At 68.8% G+C, this 17,608-nt stretch carries 20 protein-coding genes; 9 read left to right on the top strand and 11 right to left on the bottom strand.

What is annotated here, in order from left to right; translation table 11 throughout:
• Positions 1-115: 115 nt before the first annotated feature.
• Genes FGX59_RS04210 through FGX59_RS04200 form a run of 3 tightly spaced genes read right to left on the bottom strand, consistent with a single transcriptional unit; the run spans position 116 to position 2,467 of the window.
• Positions 116-496, bottom strand: a complete 381-nt coding sequence (locus tag FGX59_RS04210; protein ID WP_138465323.1) for a cytochrome c family protein — start codon at positions 494-496, stop codon at positions 116-118.
• Positions 497-518: 22 nt separating this feature from the next.
• Positions 519-1,355: an S-formylglutathione hydrolase gene (gene fghA / locus FGX59_RS04205; protein ID WP_138465261.1), complete on the bottom strand. Its 837-nt coding sequence runs from the start codon at positions 1,353-1,355 to the stop codon at positions 519-521.
• Complete coding sequence (locus tag FGX59_RS04200) at positions 1,355-2,467, bottom strand: S-(hydroxymethyl)glutathione dehydrogenase/class III alcohol dehydrogenase (RefSeq protein WP_138465260.1); 1,113 nt, start codon at positions 2,465-2,467, stop codon at positions 1,355-1,357. Before FGX59_RS04200 ends, fghA begins: the two co-directional genes overlap by 1 nt.
• 166 nt (positions 2,468-2,633) lie before the next feature.
• Between FGX59_RS04200 and FGX59_RS04195 the strand changes: the two genes are divergently transcribed.
• Together FGX59_RS04195 and FGX59_RS04190 are read left to right on the top strand one after the other, a co-directional pair.
• Entirely contained in the window at positions 2,634-3,242 is a 609-nt protein-coding gene (locus tag FGX59_RS04195; RefSeq protein ID WP_138465259.1) for a hypothetical protein, read from the top strand.
• 61 nt (positions 3,243-3,303) lie between these two features.
• On the top strand, positions 3,304-3,945 hold the full coding sequence (locus tag FGX59_RS04190) for a hypothetical protein (RefSeq protein ID WP_138465258.1): 642 nt from the start codon (positions 3,304-3,306) through the stop codon (positions 3,943-3,945).
• Here the strand turns inward: FGX59_RS04190 and FGX59_RS04185 are convergent.
• A complete protein-coding gene (locus FGX59_RS04185; RefSeq protein WP_138465257.1) occupies positions 3,896-4,927 on the bottom strand; it encodes a quinoprotein relay system zinc metallohydrolase 2 in 1,032 nt (343 codons plus the stop codon). The genes FGX59_RS04190 and FGX59_RS04185 overlap by 50 nt on opposite strands.
• A 113-nt stretch (positions 4,928-5,040) precedes the next feature.
• Here FGX59_RS04185 and FGX59_RS04180 point away from each other — a divergent pair, with 113 nt between their 5' ends.
• Complete coding sequence (locus tag FGX59_RS04180; RefSeq protein WP_138465256.1) at positions 5,041-5,841, top strand: quinoprotein dehydrogenase-associated SoxYZ-like carrier; 801 nt, start codon at positions 5,041-5,043, stop codon at positions 5,839-5,841.
• A gap of 17 nt (positions 5,842-5,858) precedes the next feature.
• On the opposite strand, the gene FGX59_RS04175 is transcribed toward FGX59_RS04180, so the two are convergent.
• The 6 genes from FGX59_RS04175 to gfa all read right to left on the bottom strand — a co-directional run bounded on the left by FGX59_RS04175 (position 5,859) and on the right by gfa (position 11,766).
• Positions 5,859-6,206 carry a hypothetical protein gene (locus FGX59_RS04175; RefSeq protein WP_138465255.1) on the bottom strand — a complete coding sequence of 116 codons (348 nt, stop codon included), beginning with the start codon at positions 6,204-6,206 and terminating at the stop codon, positions 5,859-5,861.
• Positions 6,203-6,880: a hypothetical protein gene (locus FGX59_RS04170; protein ID WP_240722240.1), complete on the bottom strand. Its 678-nt coding sequence runs from the start codon at positions 6,878-6,880 to the stop codon at positions 6,203-6,205. The genes FGX59_RS04175 and FGX59_RS04170 overlap by 4 nt, the downstream gene beginning before the upstream one ends.
• A 32-nt stretch (positions 6,881-6,912) precedes the next feature.
• Positions 6,913-9,165 carry an ATP-binding protein gene (locus tag FGX59_RS04165; protein ID WP_240722239.1) on the bottom strand — a complete coding sequence of 751 codons (2,253 nt, stop codon included), beginning with the start codon at positions 9,163-9,165 and terminating at the stop codon, positions 6,913-6,915.
• Positions 9,147-10,331, bottom strand: a complete 1,185-nt coding sequence (locus FGX59_RS04160; RefSeq protein ID WP_240722238.1) for an FIST N-terminal domain-containing protein — start codon at positions 10,329-10,331, stop codon at positions 9,147-9,149. Before FGX59_RS04160 ends, FGX59_RS04165 begins: the two co-directional genes overlap by 19 nt.
• Positions 10,324-11,037 carry a response regulator transcription factor gene (locus tag FGX59_RS04155; protein WP_138465254.1) on the bottom strand — a complete coding sequence of 238 codons (714 nt, stop codon included), beginning with the start codon at positions 11,035-11,037 and terminating at the stop codon, positions 10,324-10,326. The genes FGX59_RS04160 and FGX59_RS04155 overlap by 8 nt, the downstream gene beginning before the upstream one ends.
• 81 nt (positions 11,038-11,118) lie before the next feature.
• Positions 11,119-11,766, bottom strand: a complete 648-nt coding sequence (gfa, locus tag FGX59_RS04150) for an S-(hydroxymethyl)glutathione synthase (RefSeq protein ID WP_138465253.1) — start codon at positions 11,764-11,766, stop codon at positions 11,119-11,121.
• Between the two features lie 286 nt (positions 11,767-12,052).
• Here gfa and FGX59_RS04145 point away from each other — a divergent pair, with 286 nt between their 5' ends.
• The 5 genes from FGX59_RS04145 to FGX59_RS04125 all read left to right on the top strand — a co-directional run bounded on the left by FGX59_RS04145 (position 12,053) and on the right by FGX59_RS04125 (position 14,703).
• A complete protein-coding gene (locus FGX59_RS04145) occupies positions 12,053-12,673 on the top strand; it encodes a 50S ribosomal protein L25/general stress protein Ctc (protein ID WP_138465252.1) in 621 nt (206 codons plus the stop codon).
• A gap of 356 nt (positions 12,674-13,029) precedes the next feature.
• On the top strand, positions 13,030-13,236 hold the full coding sequence (locus tag FGX59_RS04140) for a cold-shock protein (protein ID WP_138465251.1): 207 nt from the start codon (positions 13,030-13,032) through the stop codon (positions 13,234-13,236).
• Between the two features lie 51 nt (positions 13,237-13,287).
• Positions 13,288-13,479 (top strand): hypothetical protein, encoded by a 192-nt coding sequence (locus tag FGX59_RS04135; RefSeq protein WP_138465250.1) that lies wholly within the window; start codon positions 13,288-13,290, stop codon positions 13,477-13,479.
• Positions 13,480-13,667: 188 nt separating this feature from the next.
• Positions 13,668-14,336, top strand: coding sequence for an SPOR domain-containing protein (locus tag FGX59_RS04130; RefSeq protein ID WP_138465249.1), 669 nt, complete (start codon positions 13,668-13,670; stop codon positions 14,334-14,336).
• A gap of 4 nt (positions 14,337-14,340) precedes the next feature.
• Positions 14,341-14,703, top strand: coding sequence for a hypothetical protein (locus tag FGX59_RS04125; RefSeq protein WP_138465248.1), 363 nt, complete (start codon positions 14,341-14,343; stop codon positions 14,701-14,703).
• Between the two features lie 22 nt (positions 14,704-14,725).
• On the opposite strand, the gene tgt is transcribed toward FGX59_RS04125, so the two are convergent.
• The gene (gene tgt / locus FGX59_RS04120; RefSeq protein ID WP_138465247.1) at positions 14,726-15,856 is read right to left on the bottom strand and encodes a tRNA guanosine(34) transglycosylase Tgt; all 1,131 of its coding nucleotides are present in this window, start codon (positions 15,854-15,856) and stop codon (positions 14,726-14,728) included.
• 160 nt (positions 15,857-16,016) lie between these two features.
• Between tgt and rimK the strand changes: the two genes are divergently transcribed.
• Positions 16,017-17,441 (top strand): 30S ribosomal protein S6--L-glutamate ligase, encoded by a 1,425-nt coding sequence (gene rimK / locus FGX59_RS04115; RefSeq protein ID WP_138465246.1) that lies wholly within the window; start codon positions 16,017-16,019, stop codon positions 17,439-17,441.
• Positions 17,442-17,608: the final 167 nt, after the last annotated feature.

Here is a 17,608-nt window from a genome sequence, read left to right as displayed (position 1 = left end):
CCCTCGCAGGCTCCTCTCCTGCTTGCGGGGCATTAAGAAAAGGTTGTGGTCCTCCCCTGTGATGGCCCGGCGGCGCTTGCGGCCGCCGGAGATGGTTAAGAAAACGTGGCGGCCGTTACTGGAAGGTCGCCAGATAGGCGATCACGTCGGCCCGCTCGCTGTCCTTGCGCAGGCCCGCGAAGGCCATCTTGTTGCCCGGGATGAAGCTTTTGGGGTCGGCGAGATAGGCGTCGAGCTCCTCCGCGGTCCAGACATGCCCCTCCGCCCCCTTGGCGGCCATGGCGTCGGAATAGGAGAAATCGGGCGCCGTCGCGGTGACCCGGCCGACGATCCCGTTCAGCTCGGGGCCGACCTTGTTCTTGGCATCCGGTCCCACCGCATGGCAGGCCATGCACTTGCGGAACACCTTCTCCCCCTTGGCGGGGTCCCCGGCGTCCTGCGCAAGCGCCGGGGCGGCGAGGCCCAGGGCAATGAGGCTGGCGGCGATGATCTTCATGGTCACTAGGTCCTTTCCTGGCTCACGCGGCACCCAGACGTTCGGCGTGCCACTTCACGTGGTCCTCGGCGAAGGTCGAGATGAAGTAGTAGCTATGGTCGTATCCCGGCTGCAGGCGCAGGATGCCGGGCTGGCGGCGCCGTCCCATCGCGGCGGCCAGCGCTTCGGGCCGCAGCAGGTCGAGGAACTGGTCCGACGCCCCCTGGTCGATCAAGAGCTCGCCCTTCCAGCCGCGCTCCTCCAGGAGGATCGAGCTGTCATGCAGCGCCCAGCCGGCCTCGTCCCCGCCGAGATAGGCCGAGAGCTGCTTGCGCCCCCAGTCCGACTGGGTCGGATTGGCGATCGGCGCGAAGGCCGAGAGCGAGTCGTAGTTGTCGGGATTGCGCAGCGCCACGGTCAGCGCGCCATGCCCTCCCATCGAATGGCCGGTGATGCCGTGGCGGCCGTTCACCGGAAATTCGCTCGCTACGAGACTATATAGTTCGTCCGTGACGTAATCCCACATCCGGAAATGCGGCGCCCAGGGATCGCGGGTGGCGTTGACGTAGAAGCCGGCCCCCTGGCCCAGGTCGTAGGCGTCGTCATTGGCGACGCCCTCGCCCCGGGGCGAGGTGTCGGGGAAGACCACCGCCATCCCGTGCTTCGCGGCATGTTCCTGGAAGCCGCCCTTGGTCATGGCGTTCTCGTGGGTGCAGGTCAGCCCCGAGAGGTACCACAGGCAGGGCACCGGGCCGTCCTTGGCCTGCGGCGGCAGGTAGACGGCGAAGGTCATGTCGCAGGAGGTCGAGCTGGCGGCGTGCCGGTACACGCCCTGAACGCCGCCGAAGCTCTTGTTTTCCGAGAGGATCTCGAAGCTCATCAGTACTGCACCACCGCGCGGATGGACTCGCCGGCATGCATCAGGTCGAAGCCCTTGTTGATGTCTTCCAGCGCCAGCGTGTGGGTGATCATCGGGTCGATCTCGATCTTCCCTTCCATGTACCAGTCGACGATCTTCGGCACGTCGGTGCGGCCGCGGGCGCCGCCGAAGGCCGTGCCGCGCCAGGAGCGGCCGGTGACCAGCTGGAACGGGCGGGTGGAGATCTCCGCCCCTGCGGGCGCCACGCCGATGATGATGCTCTCGCCCCAGCCCTTGTGGCAGGCCTCGAGCGCGGTGCGCATCACATTCACGTTCCCGGTGGCGTCGAAGGTGTAGTCGGCCCCGCCCTTGGTCAGGTCGACCAGATACGGCACCAGATCACCCTCGACCTCGGCCGGGTTGACGAAATCGGTCATGCCGAAGCGCTTGGCCATCTCGACCTTGCCCGGGTTCAGGTCGACGCCGACGATCTGGTCGGCGCCCGCCAGCCGCAGGCCCTGGATCACGTTCAGGCCGATGCCGCCCAGGCCGAAGACGATGGCGCGGCAGCCGATCTCGGCCTTGGCGGTGTAGATCACCGCGCCGATGCCGGTGGTGACGCCGCAGCCGATGTAGCAGATCTTGTCGAAGGGCGCGTCCTCGCGGACCTTCGCCAGCGAGATCTCCGGCAGCACGGTGTAGTTCGAGAAGGTCGAGCAGCCCATGTAGTGCAGGATCGGCGTGCCATCGAGCATGGAGAAGCGCGACGTGCCGTCGGGCATCAGGCCCGCGCCCTGGGTCGAGCGGACCTTCTGGCAGAGGTTCGTCTTGGGGTTGAGGCAGTATTCGCACTCGCGGCATTCTGCGGTGTAGAGCGGGATCACGTGATCGCCGGGCTTCAGCGACTTCACGCCGGGGCCGACTTCGACCACCACGCCCGCGCCCTCATGGCCCAGGATCGCCGGGAACAGGCCCTCGGGATCGGCGCCGGAGAGGGTGAATTCGTCAGTGTGGCAGATGCCGGTGGCCTTGATCTCGACCAGAACCTCGCCCTCTTTGGGGCCTTCGAGGTTCACGTCCATCACTTCGAGCGGTTTGCCGGCCTCGATGGCCACGGCTGCTTTGGTGCGCACGTCTGTGTCCTCCATGACCGCTTGGCGCGGTCTCTACTGATTGGCCAGGACGGTAGAGCCGCGCCCCGGCCGGAACAATTCATACCTTCGGATGTGCCCCCCGCCCCGCGGGCCGGATGGACACTTCCGGACGGTACCGTATGCTTGTGCTCGGGGAGGTAAAAGAATGATTACGAAACTTTTTCGGATACTTGCGACACTGGCGCTGGCGGCGGGGCCCGCCCTCGCCGCGGATCCCGCCGATCCCGAGTGGCCCTGCGTCCAGCGCAAGGTCGAGCAGCTCTCGGCCGGGCTGATGTGGCCCGCCCCGATCCCGCAGATGAAGCTCGACGCCGCGACGGCCGATGCCGCGGATGCGGTGATCCAGCAGCTCGTGCTGCGGCGGATCCCGCTGGAGGACGCCCGCCCCGCGCTCGACGCCTTCGCGGCCGCGCACGGGCACGGCCCCGAGATGATGGGCCATCTCTTCGGCGAGAGCTTCGAGCGGCTGTCGCATCTCAGGACGCGGATCATGAAGGGGATCGAGGACTACGCCCGCAAGCAGGTGGCGCTGGCGGCCCGGATCGACACGGCCCGCGACGAGATGGATGCGCTGATGGCGGCGGAAGAGCCGGATTTCGACCGGGTCGACGCGCTGGAGGAGCAGATCGACTGGGACGAGCGGATCTATACCGACCGGCAGCGCTCGCTGACCTATGTCTGCGAGACGCCGGTGCTGCTGGAGAAGCGGCTCTACGGCATTGCCCAGCTCCTGCAGTCGGAAATTGACGGTTAGTTCATCCCGGCGCGCTAGGAGCTGACCTGCCCCTGACCCCGGGGCGCGGGAGGAGGCCGCCATGCCGGGACATGCCGCAGCACTGCTTTTCGCGCTGGCCGCGCTATCGGCCGCGGCGCCCGCCTGCGCGGCCAGCCTGCTGCTGTCCTTCGGCGGCTACGGCGCCATCGCGCAGGACCACGGCGACAGCGCGCTGGCCGATCTCTCCTACCGCGCCATCGGGCCGGGCCAGGGCGATCTCCCCGCGGCGGGGCTGCTCTATGGCTGGGAGGCGGGCTTCGGCGGTCTCGCGGGCGCGGTCTGGGCCGATTGCGCGCCCTGCGGCGGCGAGATCCGCATCGCCGCCCGCGATCCCGCGCATCTGGTCGTGCTGGAGCGCTTCGACGCCGCCGGCTGGGCCCGGGACGAACCCCTCGACTGGCGGGTCTACGATCTCGGCTGGGGGCTACTCGGACAGGGCAGCGGCACGGCGCCGGACAGCGGCCATGCCCGCATCGCGCCGGGGATCTCGGCCACCGGCGGGCTGATCCTGCAATGGGGCGCCGATGCCTATGATGTCGGGCTGCAGGACCTGGCCTACCGCGTCGATGCCGTGCTGCCCCTGCCCGTCCCCGCGCTCCTCCTGCCCGCCGCGCTGGCGGCGCTGGCCCTGGCTACTCCCATTCCAGCTCGGCATAGGCGACGGTGGCGTTGCGCGGATTGAAGAGCCCGAAGAGCTGCCAGTTCCCCGCCTCGGAGGCCGCCACCGTCTCGATCGCGTCGCCCATCCGCATCCCGGCATCGAGCGCCGCGCGCGTGTCCTCTGCCAGCCGCGCGAGATAGCGCTGCACCGGCGCCGCCCCCTCGGGCCAGGGCAGCCGCGCCGCGCCATGGCCGGGCACCACGCCCGAGAAGGGCTCCGCCGCCAGCGCCCTGAGCGCCGTCTGCCAGCCCCGCAGCGATCCGTCGAGCGCGGGCGCATGGCGGTCGAAGACCAGATCGCCGGCGAAAAGCAGCCCCGCGCCGTCCTCGGCGACGGTCAGGTCGGTCGGGCTGTGCGCCTCCGGCCAGGGCACCAGCCGCAGCCGCCGTCCGCCAAGGTCGATCTCCTCCGGCCCCGCGATCTCGCGGGCCACCACGGGGATCTGCGTGCCGAGGAAGCCCGGGCCGATCTCCTCGCCGAACCGCGCCAGGTAGCTTTCCGCCCGGTCGGCCAGCGCCCGGCCGAGACCGTCGCGGCCGATCACCTCCGCCCCCGCCTCGGCAAGGACCGACGCGCCGAAGACATGGTCGGGATGCATATGGGTCAGGATCGCGTAGCGCACCGGCAGCGGGCTGCGCGCCCGGATCGCCCGCCACAGATCCTCGCCGATCGCCCGGCTCGAGCCGCTGTCGATCACCGCCACGCTGTCCTGCCCGATGACGAATCCCAGATTGGAGGCATCGCCGCCATTGCCCGGACCGGGCTCGGCCACCGCCCCGGCATGGACGAAGATGCCCGGCGCGACCTCCTCCATGACGAGCCCCGGCCCGGCCTCGCGGCAGCGCGGCGCGCCGGCCGCTGCCAGCCCGGGCAGCGCGGGCGCCGCCAGCCCGGCGAGCCCGTCCTCGCAGGCCGCGCGCGTCGCCGCCTCGTGCCCCGGCAGCAGCATGTCGCGGCAGGCGCCGCCCTCCAGCGCGCAGACCGCCGCGATCACCTCGAACATGGCATCCTCCCCGGGGCACACGCAAAGGTGTCGCCCCGCCTCCCCGAATTCTCTCCGAGATTGCCGCCCGCCATGGCAGGATGGCAACCCAGGAGAGCAAGGGAGGAGAACACATGCTCTGGAGGACCGCATGCCTCGCCGTCGCGCTGGCCGCGCCGGCGGTAGGCGCCATGGCCGGGGAGCCCGCGAATCCGCTGGTCAACGGCCCGACATGGGAGTCGCTGCGCTACGACATCGCCGGGGATGCCGCGATTGCCGACGGCGCGGCGCTTTTCGAGGTGGACGCGCCCTACCGCGCCCATGACGCGGCCACGGTGCCGGTGCGCATCCACCAGCTCGACCCCGCGGCCAGGATCACCAAAACCACTGTGATTATTGACGAAAACCCCGCTCCCGTGGCCGGGGAGTTCACCTTCGGCCCGGCGATGGGGCCGCTCGATTTCGAGCTGCGCGTGCGGGTGAACCAGTATTCCGACCTGCGGGTGATCGCCGAAACGGCCGAGGGCCTGGCGATGACGGGGCGCTACGTGAAGGCCTCGGGCGGCTGCGCGGCGCCTGCGAGCCGCGACCCGGAACTGGCGCTGGCCTCGATGGGCCAGATGAAGCTCAAGAGCTTCGAGGGCGCCCCCGGCGGACGGCGCGAGGTGCAGGTGATGATTCGCCATCCGAACTATTCCGGGCTGCAGCGCGACCAGGTCACGCATCTCTTCATCCCCGCCCATTTCATCTCGGAGCTCGAGGTGCGCCAGGGCGGGGACCTCCTCTTCCGGATGGAGGGCGGCATCTCGATCAGCGAGAATCCGGTCTTCCGCTTCTCCTATGACGATGACGGCTCGCCCGCGCTGAGCGTCACCGCCACCGATACCGAGGGCAACACCTTCCGCCAGGAGCTGGCCAAGGACAGCGCGTCCTGACACGCCGTCCCGGCGGGTCAGAAGCAGAGGATCTCCGCCTCGGCCTGGGCGCGGCGGAGATCGGCCACCAGCGCGTCGGTCATCGCCGTGCCGCGGAAGATCGCCATCCGTTCGCCGCCGACCTGGCGCATCGACAGCACGGTCTCGGCCTCGACGTATTTCCCGTAGGGCAGCACCGCGGCGATCTGGTCGACCGAGCAGGAGCAGCGCTCCAGCACGTCGCGCCCCTGGCCGTTCACCGCCATGCAGGCGAAGACGTAATCCGCCCGCGCGGAGGTCGGGTAGTCGTTGAAGCGCTCGTCGATCGTCTGCGCCCCGGCCATCCCGGCCGCCGCGCAGAGCCCTGCCGCGAAGAGCCGCCTCATGGCGCCGCCTCCGCGGCCTCGAAGACGATCTCCGAGCTGTAGGCGATCCCGCCCTTGCCGTCGGGCACCTCGGCCGAGAGGCTGCGGTACCAGCCGGGGATCTCGGCGCTCATCACTGCGCGGATTTCCAGGCCGCCGAAGCCCTGCATGCGCGCCGCATTGGCGTCGCCCTCGAAGGGACGGAAGACCACCTGCCGCGCCGCGACCGGCCCCTCGGCCCCCTCGACGGTGACATCCTCGACCTCGGCAGGGCGCGAGAGCGCGTCCTTCATGCGGTTGCGGATGTAGAACTGGCTGCCGCCGGTGATCTGCGCCATGTCCCGCACCACGGTCTCCATGTGGTACATGATCAGCGGGTTGCCGACGCTGGCCGGGAAGCTGCCGACGACATGGGTGCTCTGCGCATCCGGGCCGAAGCCCAGCCGCACCTCGTCCTCCGCCTCCTCGGCGAAGGCCAGCCGCAGCGCGCCGCTCTGGCGCAGGGCGAAGTCCTCGTCGGCGGGCAGCGTCACCTGCCGCTGGTAGATCAGCGCGCGGTCATGCGGCAGCGCATCGAGCGTGCCCTCGCGGAAGAGCAGCGCATAGGGCGCCACGGTCTCGGCCGCCGGGGCGGCCGCGGGCGCGGCCAGGGCCAGCCCGGCGCCCAGCGCCAAGGCCATCAGGCATGTCTTCATCGTCTTCCTCCCTCAAGTCTGCCGCGGGGCGCTCAGGACGCCGTCATCGCGGAAAAGGCGTTGCGCTCGCGCATCGCGGCGGCGATGCGGCGGCGCAGCTTCTGCAGGTCCACCGGCTTGGTCAGCACCTCCGCCCCCATCGAGCGGGCGGTCCAGAGCAGCTCGGTCGAGCGGTCGGCCGTGACCATGATCGCCGGGATCGAGGCGCCCGCGGCGCGGCGCACGGCGGCAATCGCGTCGACGCCGGTCGCGCCGTCATCCAGGTGGTAGTCGGCCAGGATCAGGTCCGGCGGGATGCCGATATCGGCGGTCACGGCCAGCGCCTCCTCCGCCGAGCAGGTGCCGAAGACCGAGGCGCCCCAGCCCTCCAGCACCTGCACGGTGGCGAAAAGCAGGTCGGGGTCGTTCTCGATCACCAGGATCAGCAGGTCGAGCTCCTCCCCGGTCAGGTCGGTGCCCGTCATCGGCACAGGCTGGCTGACCCGCGGCGCGTCGACCCGCGGCATGGCGATGGAGAAGACCGAGCCGACGCCGGGCGTCGAGCGCACCGACAGGCGATGGCCGAGCAGCCGGCAGGTGCGGTCGACGATGCTCAGCCCCAGCCCCATGCCGGGCCCCGCCTTCTCGCCGCCGGCGCGGGTGAATTCCTTGAAGATCTTCTGCTGGTCCTCGGGACTGATCCCCATCCCGGTATCCCAGACCTCCAGCACGACGTCCTCCCCCCTCTGGCGGCAGCCGAGCAGCACGCGCCCCTCCGCGGTGTACTGGATGGCGTTCACCACCAGGTTCTGGATCGAGCGCAGCAGGTAGCGCTGGTCGCTCATCACCCAGGCGGAACTGGGCACCACCGAGAGGCGCACGCGCTTCTGCGCGGCCAGGGGCGCCTGGTCCTCGACGATGGAGCTCATCAGCGGGCCGAGGCAGACCGGCGAGGGGCTGAGATCGGTGCCGGTGGAATCCAGCCGCGAAATGTCGAGGATCGCCTGCAGGAGCGACTCCATCGAGGCAAACGAGCCCTGCAGCCGCTCCACCATGCCGATCAGCTCGCTGTCGCGCGCCTTCTCGGCGAGCGAGGACAGGAGCAGCTTGGCGGCATTGGCGGGCTGCAGCAGGTCATGGCTGGCCGCGGCCAGGAAGCGGGTCTTCGAGGTCACCGCCTCTTCGGCCAGCTCCTTGGCGCGCTTCAGCTCCTCCTTGACCACCGCCTGGCGCTCGTGCTGCTCGAGCAGCGCCTCATGCGCGGCGGTCAGCTCCGAGGTGCGCTCGTCCACGCGCCGCTCCAGCAGCTCGGTCGCCTGCACCTCCAGCGTGATGTCGGCGATGTCGGCGAGGAAGCCGCGGTCGGGCAGCAGATGGACATGCAGCCCCAGCACCCGCCCCGAGGGATGGCGCAGCCGCTTGCGGATCCGCCCCTCGTCGCGCAGCACCTGGCGCCAGTTGGAGAAATCCAGCAGGTCCTCCACCTGGATGTCATACCCCGTGCGGATGAAATCGAGGATCTCGGCAAAGCAGGTACCGCCGCGAACCAGCCGCACCGGCAGGCCGAGAAGGTCGCGGAAGCGGTCGTTGTGCAGCAGCAGCTCGCCCTCGCGGGAGAAGGTGCCGAGCCCCGAGGACATGTGATCGAAGGCCGCCTGCATGTAATGGGCATGCATGTCGATCAGGTGGTCCTTCTCGCGCCGCGCCCGCCGCACGATGTCCGAGATGTCGGTCTGCAGGATGATCTGGTTGTCCGAGCTGCTGCGCTGCAGCGAGAACTGGAACCAGCGGTCGCCGATCAGCCCGACGACGAAGCTGTTGACCGTCTGCCCACGCGGCATGTCGCGGGCGCGGGCCAGCGCCTCGCGGGTGCGGCCGTCCTGGTTCAGCACATGGCCCGAGGCGCGCAGCGCGTCGAAATAGGCCGGCACGCTCAGCCCGGGGCGGATCAGGTGCGAGACATCGGGCAGCAGCGTCTCGAAGAGGTCGTTGCAGATGTCGAGCCGCCCGTCGGTGAAAAGCGCGAAGCCCCCCTCCATGACGGAGAGCGCCTCGGTCAGGGTCTTGCGGCTCTTCTCGCGGTCGAAGCGCAGCTGCTCCAGCTCGGAGGAGGCGCGCTCCAGGTCGCGGGTCTTGGCCCAGACCTGTTCCTGCAGCGTCACGGCGGACTGGAAGGCGGCATAGGCCGACTGCCCCACCGTGTGCTGGCGCGCATTGCGGCGCAGGAGCGCGTCGATGATGCGCGCCTGCTTCTCGACCTGCAGCTCGGGCGGGTCCTGGGGATTGATCAGAGAAGGGTGGTCCATGACGGTCCGAAAAAGGCGACGCCGACGAAGGTCTGGTTCACATGCACGCCGCAATGCTGTTCGCCATAGGTGTTGAAGCCGATGACGCGGTGCTCCTTCAGAAGATCGGAGGCCGCGCCGGTGAGGGATTTCTGGCCGAGCTCCAGCTTGCGCAGGTAGCAGTCGAAGCCGAGGATGAAATCGGGCCGCCTGCCCTTGGCATCGGTGACATCGAGCCCGGCGCGCAGCTTGGCGATCAGGTCCTGCCCCTCGCCCAGCGTCAGCAAGAGCCCGTCCTCGATCGCAGACAGGAAGCTGAGCGAGCCGTCGGGCAGCGCCTGCTGGATGCCGCGCACATGGTACATGGCGTTGTTGCGCACCAGCACCGGGTTCTCGGCGAAGACCTTTGGCGTCAGCTCGTCCACGCCCAGCCCCAGCTGGCGGGCATATTCCTCCGCGGCCGGAGCGCCGTTCAGTTCCATCACGATCCGCTCTTCGGGATTGGCGCGGGTGACGACCATGTGCTGGTCCGAGGGCAGGAAATGGTCGAAGCCCAGCCCCGCGAATTCCATGTCGGTCTCGATCAGCAGCACGACGGCGGCATCGGTCAGGAAGCGCCCGCCATGCAGCACGAAGGTCTCGGCGAAATCATGGTCGTCCGCCGCCGAGCCCCCGAAGCAGGGCAGATCCTCCAGCGTGGTGACCATGGTGGCGACCAGCATGTCCTCCTGCTTCGACAGCCCGTCGGCGAAGGTCAGCGCGAAGCGGTTCCATTTCGCCGTGCGCGGGAAGCGCGAGGCCAGCCGCCGCAGATCGCGCGAGATGCGGCTGATCGCCAGCGGCTTCAGCGGAGAGATCAAGAGCGAGGCGCAGCGGAAATGCGCCTTCGGGAAGGCGATGGCCAGCAGCGCCCCGGTCTCGTAGCCCTCGGGCGTGATCTGTCCCGCCGAGGAGCAGCCGAAGACCGGCAGGCCGGAGAAGGCGGTGTTGAGCGCGGCGGCCAGGCCCTCGCGCTCCAGCGCGGCGGGGGCGAAGACCAGCAGGAAGCAGATATCGGTCCCCGCCAGCTCTGCCGCGACCTCCGCCACGGCGCGCCCGGGATCGGTCTCGCGCGAGACCGCGACCGCGACGGGCGCAGCCGCGGCGCCGGAGCTCCGCGCGACGGGATCGGCGATCAGGTTACCCACGGAGCCTGAGCGTCTCCCCGGCTTCGTCCTCCAGGCTGACGCTTTCCATCATCACCGCGGCCTGGGTCCGGTTCTGCACGCCGAGCCGCCGCAAGAGCGCTGTGACATGCGCCTTGACCGTGGCCTCGGCCAGCGACAGCTCGTAGGCGATCTGCTTGTTGGCCTTGCCCGCGCAGATCAGCTTCATGATGCGCATCTGCTGGGGCGAGAGCTCGGCGATGCGGCGGCTGACATTCTCCAGCTCGCTCGGCGCGGCCGGGCGGCGGCGCAGCGCGTCCTGGAATTCCAGCGGCAGGTAGCGGTTGCCCCGGCGCACCTCGCACAGCGCCTGCTCGATCGCGGGCAGCGGCAGGTCCTTCGGCACGAAGCCCGCCGCGCCCAGCTCCATCAGCGACTGCACGACATCGACCGAGGTCTGGGCCGAGATGATGACCACCGGGGTCTCCGGCAGCCGCTCCTTCAGGCGGATCAGGCCAGACAGGCCCGAGGCATCCGGCAGGCGCAGGTCGAGAAGGACCAGATCCGGCCCCGTCCCCGTGCCCACCGCCTTCAGCCCCTCCTTGAGCGTGACGGCGGTCTCCACCTTGCAGCCGTCGAAGACATGGGCCAGGGCCGTGGTCAGCGCATAGGCATAGAGCGGATGGTCGTCGATCACGAGGACAGAGCGAATCGCCCTACCCCCCGAAATCAATCGGTCATGCTTCATTTCGTAGTCCTCCCTGAGTCGAACAAACATCAAAGAGCGGCATGACGCAACAACCAGCCACGCCCTCAGGCGCCTGTCCGGTCAGGCCGGCAGCGCTCCGCTCTGCTTGGCGACATGGGTGGCGATGGCATCCATCAAGGGCGGCGACAGGCAGTCATAGGGCTCGAGCCCCAGCTCCCTCAGCCGCGCGCGGATCCCGTCCATCCGCGAGGGATCGACGCCCGACTCGATGATCGAGGAGACGAAGGCCGCGAATTCGGCCGGCGACCAGCCCGATTGCGGCGACAGCTCGGTATGCACGAAGTCGAGACCGTAGAAGGGATGCCCCTGGTTCTCGATCCGCCCGTACATGTGGGTGCCGCAGCCGGTGCAGGCATAGCGCTGGATCGCGGCGGAGGGATCGACGATGGAAAGCTTCTCGGCATGCGCGGAGACGGTGACATTGTCGCGCGAGATGACCGCGATCTGGCTGAACACCGCCCCTGCGGGCTTCCAGCACTTGGTGCAGCCGCAGACATGGTTATGCGCGGTCTGTCCGGTCAGCGTCACCTCGACCTTGTCGGAGCCGCATTTGCATTTCAGCGTGCCTCCCGAAAAGCCGGGCGCGGCCGGAGACACGCCATTGTCAACGGAGGGGTGGATCTTCACCCCGCTGGTCGGCACTGCCGGTTTGGACGCGGCAGCGGGCGCCGGCCCTTCGGTCCCGAAGAGCTTTGACAAGAATCCCATATTTTCCTCCCAATGCGGCTGTTGAGTATCGTTATGGCAGCCATTGGAGCAAAGTCTGCGGCTCTGCCCCCCTTGCGATCAACCGAGTATTTAGTATCGGTGGGCGTCGGACCCCCGCCGCCTGACCTGCCGCCCGCCCCGTCGCCGGGCAGCGCCGTGCATGCCGGGCGCCCGGCGGGGCGCAGCGGTCGCTTTTCCCTTGCGCAAGGGGCGCCTCTCGGCTATGCGCGCGCTTCATCCGGGCCGACACCCTTGGAGGCGGCCCACTCATCTAGGAGATAAGACTATGGCTGGTGAGATTCCTGATCTCGAAGTCCAGGTTCGCGCGGGGACGGGCAAGGGGGCCGCTCGCGAAGCACGCCGCAATGGCATGGTGCCTGGCGTTGTCTACGGTGGCGAAGGCGAACCGCAGGCGATCCAGATCCCCTTCAACGTCCTGCTGAAGCGCCTGAAGCAGGGCCGCTTCCTCTCGACCCTCTTCAACATGAAGATCGAGGGCCAGGAAGACGTGCGCGTGATCTGCCGTTCCGTGCAGCGCGACGTGGTCAAGGACCTGCCGACCCATGTGGACTTCATGCGCCTGCGCCGCGCGTCGAAGATCAACCTGTTCATCCACGTGGAATACATCAACCACGAGCAGTGCCCCGCCCTCAAGCGCGGCGGCGTCCTGACCGAGGTCCGTCCCGAGGTCGAGCTGGTCGTGACCGCCGGCGACATCCCCGAGAAGATCGTCGTGGATCTGGCCGGCCGCAAGATCGGCGACACCATCCACATCTCGGACGCGCAGCTGCCGGAAGGCGTCACGCCGACCATCGACCGCGACTTCGTCATCGCCAACCTGCAGGCCCCTGCAGGCCTCGGCGGCGGTGCCGCTGACGAGGAAGAAGAGGCCGCCGCAGAGGAGTGATCCCCGGCGCCTCTGGCAACCGATCCGAAGGCCTCCGCATCGCGGGGGCCTTTTCCGTTCCGCCCCCTGCTGCCCCGGCAGCCCGCCTTCCGTCCCCGGTGGCGCGATGCGCGGCCGGGGGCGCCTGTCGCATGCCCGGGACTTTTCCCGGACCGCTCCCTTTCCCGCCGGATGCGGCCGGGGCCGGAGCACATTTTTCCCGGGCCATTGCAATTTTGCCGATTCCGTTTATATAGGGACCTGCTTAGTTATTCCGACCGCAACCTGTCTCCTTCACCGGCTTCAGTCTGCTTTTCGTACTGACCGGCCGGGCTGTCGCAATTCCGTGGACAGCATCAATAGAAGGAAATCCCACGATGGCCACTGGCACCGTGAAATGGTTCAACTCCACCAAAGGCTTCGGCTTCATCCAGCCCGACGGCGGCAACAAGGATGTGTTCGTGCACATTTCCGCGGTCGAGCGCGCCGGGATCAGCCACCTCGATGACGGACAGAAAGTGACGTTCGAAATCGAGACCGGCCGTGACGGCCGCCAATCGGCACGCGATCTGGCACTGGCATAATTCTCCAACCTGGCCAGGTGCCGACATGGTCGGCCGGCCGCAAGGAGACTCATGACAAAAAAGAAAGCCTCTCCCGGATTATTCCGGGAGGCTCCGCAGAAGCCGAAGTCGCCCTTCGAAAAAACGGCGGCCGCGGCCAAGCTGATCCTCGAAAGCGAGGCCAGCGCACGTGCGGAACAGACAGCGAAGCTGAAGGCCGCAAGGCTGGCGAGGGACACGTCCTCATCCGACCAGGAAGAGTGATGCCCCCGCCCCCGGGCAGACGCTTCGAAGGCCCCCGCATCGCGGGGGCCTTTTGCGTTTCCGGGACCGGCGCAGGCGGGTCCGCCCCCGTCCCGGTCCGAGGAGATCAACTCAAAGTTGCGGCCCTGCAGGATTAGGTTTACCTTTGGTCAAGAGGCGGCGGGAGCTGCCGGACGGGAGGGGTGCCTATGCGTCAGACCCTGGGGACAGTCCTGGCCCTGGCCGCCGCCGCGGGCGCGGCCTCCGCCGAAAGCCTCGACCGCGACACGATCCAGTACATCTACGGCACGGCCATCCTGATGTGCGGCGACTACAACGCCACGGGCTCCGCCTCGAAATCCGACACCGACATCCGCAACTCGCTCGACGCCCTCTCCGAGACGCTGGAGGAAAAGGGCTATGCCAGCCGCCAGACCACCTCCTCGACCCAGTATGTCGGCCTCCTGCGCGAACAGCTCGGCGCCGAGTTCAGCGATGTGCGCACCTGCCGGCTGGAGATCTGGAACGACCTGATGGGCATCGTCGGCCAGGCCTTCGTCGCCACCGCGCCGGTCACGGCCCCGGTGCCCGCGGCGCTTCCCGATTTCAGCGGCCAGAGCGCGCGCTACACCCCGTCGGAGGCGGCCTGGTTCGTCATCATGGGCAGCTTTCCCGACCGCGCCGGGGCCGAGCGGCGGCTGCGCGAGATCACCGGGCTGGGGCTCCTGCCCGCGATCATCCGCACCGGCGACTACCCGAATCTCAGGAACGGCTACTACTCCGTCGTCACCCCGGTCGGCTCGCGGCAATCGGCGCAGGAGATGCTGTCGATCGCCCGCACGCAGGTTCCCGATGCCTACATCAAATCCCCCTGGTGATCCCATGACCGCATGCGCGCCCCTTCTCCTCGCCGCCCTGGCCCTCCTGCCCGCCGCGCCGCTCCGCGCCCAGGCGGCGCTCGACCCGCAGACGATCTCGGCCATCCTGCAGGTCGCCGACGGCATTTGCGGCGAGTACTTCCTGAACGGCAATACCAGCGAGACCAGCTTCTCGGGCGCGGCCGAGGGCCATATCAAGGGGCTGGCCAAGCTGATGGCCGATGCCGGGGCCGAAGGCAGCTTCGCGTTCAACGAAAAGGAATATCTCAACGTGCTCCACGAGGAGCTCGGCACCAAGCTGACCGACCAGCGGGCCTGCCGACTCCAGGTCTGGAGCGACATGAAATCGGCCCTCGTCCCGCAGTGAGGCCCGCGGGACGGACCCGGGCTCAGAGGGGCTCGATATCACCCATGGCGCGCCCGGCGTGGAACTCCGCCTCGAAGGCCTCGAACCGCCCGGCGGCGATGGCGTCGCGGATGCCCTGCATCAGCTCCTGGTAGTAGTGCAGGTTGTGCCAGGTCAGCAGCATCGAGGAGATGATCTCCTGGCTGCGGAAGACATGGTGCAGATAGGCGCGGCTGTAATTCGAGCAGGCCGGGCAGGTGCAGGCCTCGTCCAGCGGCCGCGGATCCTCGGCATGGCGGGCATTCTTGATATTGACCACGCCCCGGCGGGTGAAGGCCTGGCCCGTGCGCCCAGAACGCGAGGGCAGCACGCAGTCGAACATGTCGATGCCGCGCTTCACCGCCCCGAGGATGTCGTCGGGCTTGCCCACCCCCATCAGGTAGCGCGGCTTGTCCTCGGGCAGCATGCCGGGCGCGTAGTCGAGCACCTTGAACATGATCTCCTGCCCCTCGCCCACCGCGAGCCCGCCGACCGCATAGCCGTCGAAGCCGATGCCGCGCAGCTTCTCGGCGCTCTCGCCGCGCAGATCCTCGATGTCGCCGCCCTGCTGGATGCCGAAGAGCGCATGGCCCGGCCGGTCGCCGAAGGCCTCGCGCGAGCGGGCCGCCCACCGCATGGAAAGCCGCATCGAGTCCGCGATCCGCTCCCGCGGGGCAGGCAGCGCCGGGCATTCGTCGAAGCACATCACGATGTCCGAGCCCAGCAGCTTCTGGATCTCCATCGAGCGTTCGGGGCTCAGCATGTGGCGCGAGCCGTCGACATGGCTGCGGAAGGTCACGCCCTCCTCGGTCAGCTTGCGCAGCTCGGCGAGGCTCATCACCTGGAAGCCGCCCGAATCCGTCAGGATCGGCCGGTCCCAGTTCATGAACTCGTGCAGCCCGCCCAGCCGGTCGATCCGCTCCGCCGTCGGCCGCAGCATCAGGTGGTAGGTGTTGCCCAAGAGGATGTCCGCCCCGGTCGCGCGCACGCTCTCGGGCATCATCGCCTTGACCGTCGCCGCCGTGCCGACCGGCATGAAGGCCGGGGTGCGGATCTCGCCGCGCGGCGTGCTGATGAGCCCGGTCCGGGCCTTGCCATCGGTGGCGTGAAGGGCGAAGCTGAATCTCTGGGTCACGGGGCGCGGGTCCTTTGCTCGGCCCCTCCTTCTAGACATTTCCGCCGCAGTGCCAAGCCTCGGCCCTGCGGAAGGCCCGGGTTTTCTCCCGCCGCGGATTGACCGGACGCCCTTCCAGAGGCTAGGGCGGCGCCAAATCAAGGTGACCGGGGAGTTTCCCATGACCGATAGCAGCTTCGATCAGACGGATTTCCGCCTCGGCTGGGAGGAATGGCTCTCCCTGCCGACGCTTGGACTGCCCGCGCTGAAGGCCAAGGTGGATACCGGCGCGCGGACCTCGGCGCTGCACGCGTTCGACATCGAGCCCTTCGGCCCGGTCAACCGGCCCAAGGTGCGCTTCGGCGTGCATCCGATCCCCGGCCGCGACGAGCTGTCGATCCCCTGCTCTGCCCAGATCGTCGACCGCCGCGAGGTGACCTCGTCGAATGGCGAGATGGAGCTGCGCTACGTGATCCGCACCGAGGTGCACATGGGCAACCGCTCCTGGCCGATCGACGTGACGCTGACCAATCGCGGCGCGATGACCTACCGGATGCTGCTGGGGCGCCAGGCGCTGATGGACGACATGCTGGTCGCCGCCTCCGAGCGCTGCTGCCAGCCGGAGCTGAGCTACGACGTCTACCACACCGCCGATGTCCGCACCCAGGCGCCGCGGCGGACGCTGCGCGTCGCCGTGCTCAGCCGCGAGCCGAAGAACTACACCACCTCGCGCATCGTCGCCGAGGGCGAGAACCGCGGCCATGTGGTCGAGGTGATCGACACCGCGCGCTGCTACATGGCGATCAATGCGGATGCGCCCGAGGTGCATTACGACGGCAAGCGCCTGCCCCGCTACGACGCGGTGATCCCGCGGATCGGCGCCTCGATCACCCCCTACGGCACCGCCGTCATCCGCCAGTTCGAGACCGTGGGCACCTATTGCGTGAACCCCGCCGACGGGATCACCGCGAGCCGCGACAAGCTGCATGCCCACCAGGTGCTGGCGCGCCACCGCATCAACATGCCGGTCACCGCCTTCGCCTCCTCGCCGAAGGACACGCTGCACCTGATCGACGTGGTCGGCAACGCGCCGCTGATCGTCAAGCTGCTGGAATCGACGCAAGGAAAAGGCGTCGTGCTGGCCGAGACCAAGAAGGCCGCCGAGTCGGTGATCTCCGCCTTCCGCGGGCTGAAGGCCAACTTCCTCGTCCAGCAATTCGTCAAGGAGGCCGCGGGCGAGGATGTCCGCTGCCTGGTGATCTCGGGCAAGGTCGTGGCGGCGATGAAGCGCTCGGCCGCGGCCGAGGGCGAGTTCCGCTCGAACCTGCACCAGGGCGGCACCGCAAAGCCGGTGCGCATCTCCAAGGAAGAGCGCGACATCGCCATCCGCGCGGCCCGGGCCTTCCGGCTGAACATGGCCGGGGTCGACATCCTGCGCTCCTCCACCGGGCCGAAGGTGCTGGAGGTCAATTCCTCTCCGGGCTTCGAGGGGATCGAGAAGGCGACCGGCAAGAACATCGTCGAGTCGCTCTACCAGGACATCGAGAAGCGCGTCCGCCCCGCCCCGGTGCGCCGCAGCGCGACGGTGCCGCGCGGGGGCGAATAGGCCGGCCGGATCGCGGCCGGGTGATTCTCCCGCGCGCCCCGGGCGACTGCCGTTCCGGCAATGCCCGCATGGCGGGCATCCGGGCCCTGCGCCGCAGCAGCGCCCCCGCCGCGGTCACGATCGCTTCATCTTCCGCAGCCGCCGGGCCTGCCATTGCTGGCGGAAAT

Origin of the sequence: Poseidonocella sp. HB161398 (assembly GCF_005870025.1) — a bacterium.
Taxonomy (GTDB): Bacteria; Pseudomonadota; Alphaproteobacteria; order Rhodobacterales; family Rhodobacteraceae; genus Mangrovicoccus.
Note: the sequence above shows the minus strand (reverse complement) of the source record. Positions and strands in the feature narration are given on the sequence as shown.

Coding starts and splice junctions, on each gene's coding strand:
- FGX59_RS04175 (WP_138465255.1), bottom strand. CDS start 6,206: ATGAGGCGGCTCTTCGCGGCAGGGCTCTGCGCGGCGGCCGGGATGGCC.
- FGX59_RS04210 (WP_138465323.1), bottom strand. CDS start 496: ATGAAGATCATCGCCGCCAGCCTCATTGCCCTGGGCCTCGCCGCCCCG.
- rimK (WP_138465246.1), top strand. CDS start 16,017: ATGACCGATAGCAGCTTCGATCAGACGGATTTCCGCCTCGGCTGGGAG.
- FGX59_RS04180 (WP_138465256.1), top strand. CDS start 5,041: ATGCTCTGGAGGACCGCATGCCTCGCCGTCGCGCTGGCCGCGCCGGCG.
- FGX59_RS04165 (WP_240722239.1), bottom strand. CDS start 9,165: ATGGACCACCCTTCTCTGATCAATCCCCAGGACCCGCCCGAGCTGCAG.
- gfa (WP_138465253.1), bottom strand. CDS start 11,766: ATGGGATTCTTGTCAAAGCTCTTCGGGACCGAAGGGCCGGCGCCCGCT.
- FGX59_RS04125 (WP_138465248.1), top strand. CDS start 14,341: ATGACCGCATGCGCGCCCCTTCTCCTCGCCGCCCTGGCCCTCCTGCCC.
- fghA (WP_138465261.1), bottom strand. CDS start 1,355: ATGAGCTTCGAGATCCTCTCGGAAAACAAGAGCTTCGGCGGCGTTCAG.
- FGX59_RS04195 (WP_138465259.1), top strand. CDS start 2,634: ATGATTACGAAACTTTTTCGGATACTTGCGACACTGGCGCTGGCGGCG.
- FGX59_RS04130 (WP_138465249.1), top strand. CDS start 13,668: ATGCGTCAGACCCTGGGGACAGTCCTGGCCCTGGCCGCCGCCGCGGGC.
- FGX59_RS04190 (WP_138465258.1), top strand. CDS start 3,304: ATGCCGGGACATGCCGCAGCACTGCTTTTCGCGCTGGCCGCGCTATCG.
- FGX59_RS04155 (WP_138465254.1), bottom strand. CDS start 11,037: ATGAAGCATGACCGATTGATTTCGGGGGGTAGGGCGATTCGCTCTGTC.
- FGX59_RS04170 (WP_240722240.1), bottom strand. CDS start 6,880: ATGAAGACATGCCTGATGGCCTTGGCGCTGGGCGCCGGGCTGGCCCTG.
- FGX59_RS04185 (WP_138465257.1), bottom strand. CDS start 4,927: ATGTTCGAGGTGATCGCGGCGGTCTGCGCGCTGGAGGGCGGCGCCTGC.
- FGX59_RS04140 (WP_138465251.1), top strand. CDS start 13,030: ATGGCCACTGGCACCGTGAAATGGTTCAACTCCACCAAAGGCTTCGGC.
- FGX59_RS04135 (WP_138465250.1), top strand. CDS start 13,288: ATGACAAAAAAGAAAGCCTCTCCCGGATTATTCCGGGAGGCTCCGCAG.
- FGX59_RS04145 (WP_138465252.1), top strand. CDS start 12,053: ATGGCTGGTGAGATTCCTGATCTCGAAGTCCAGGTTCGCGCGGGGACG.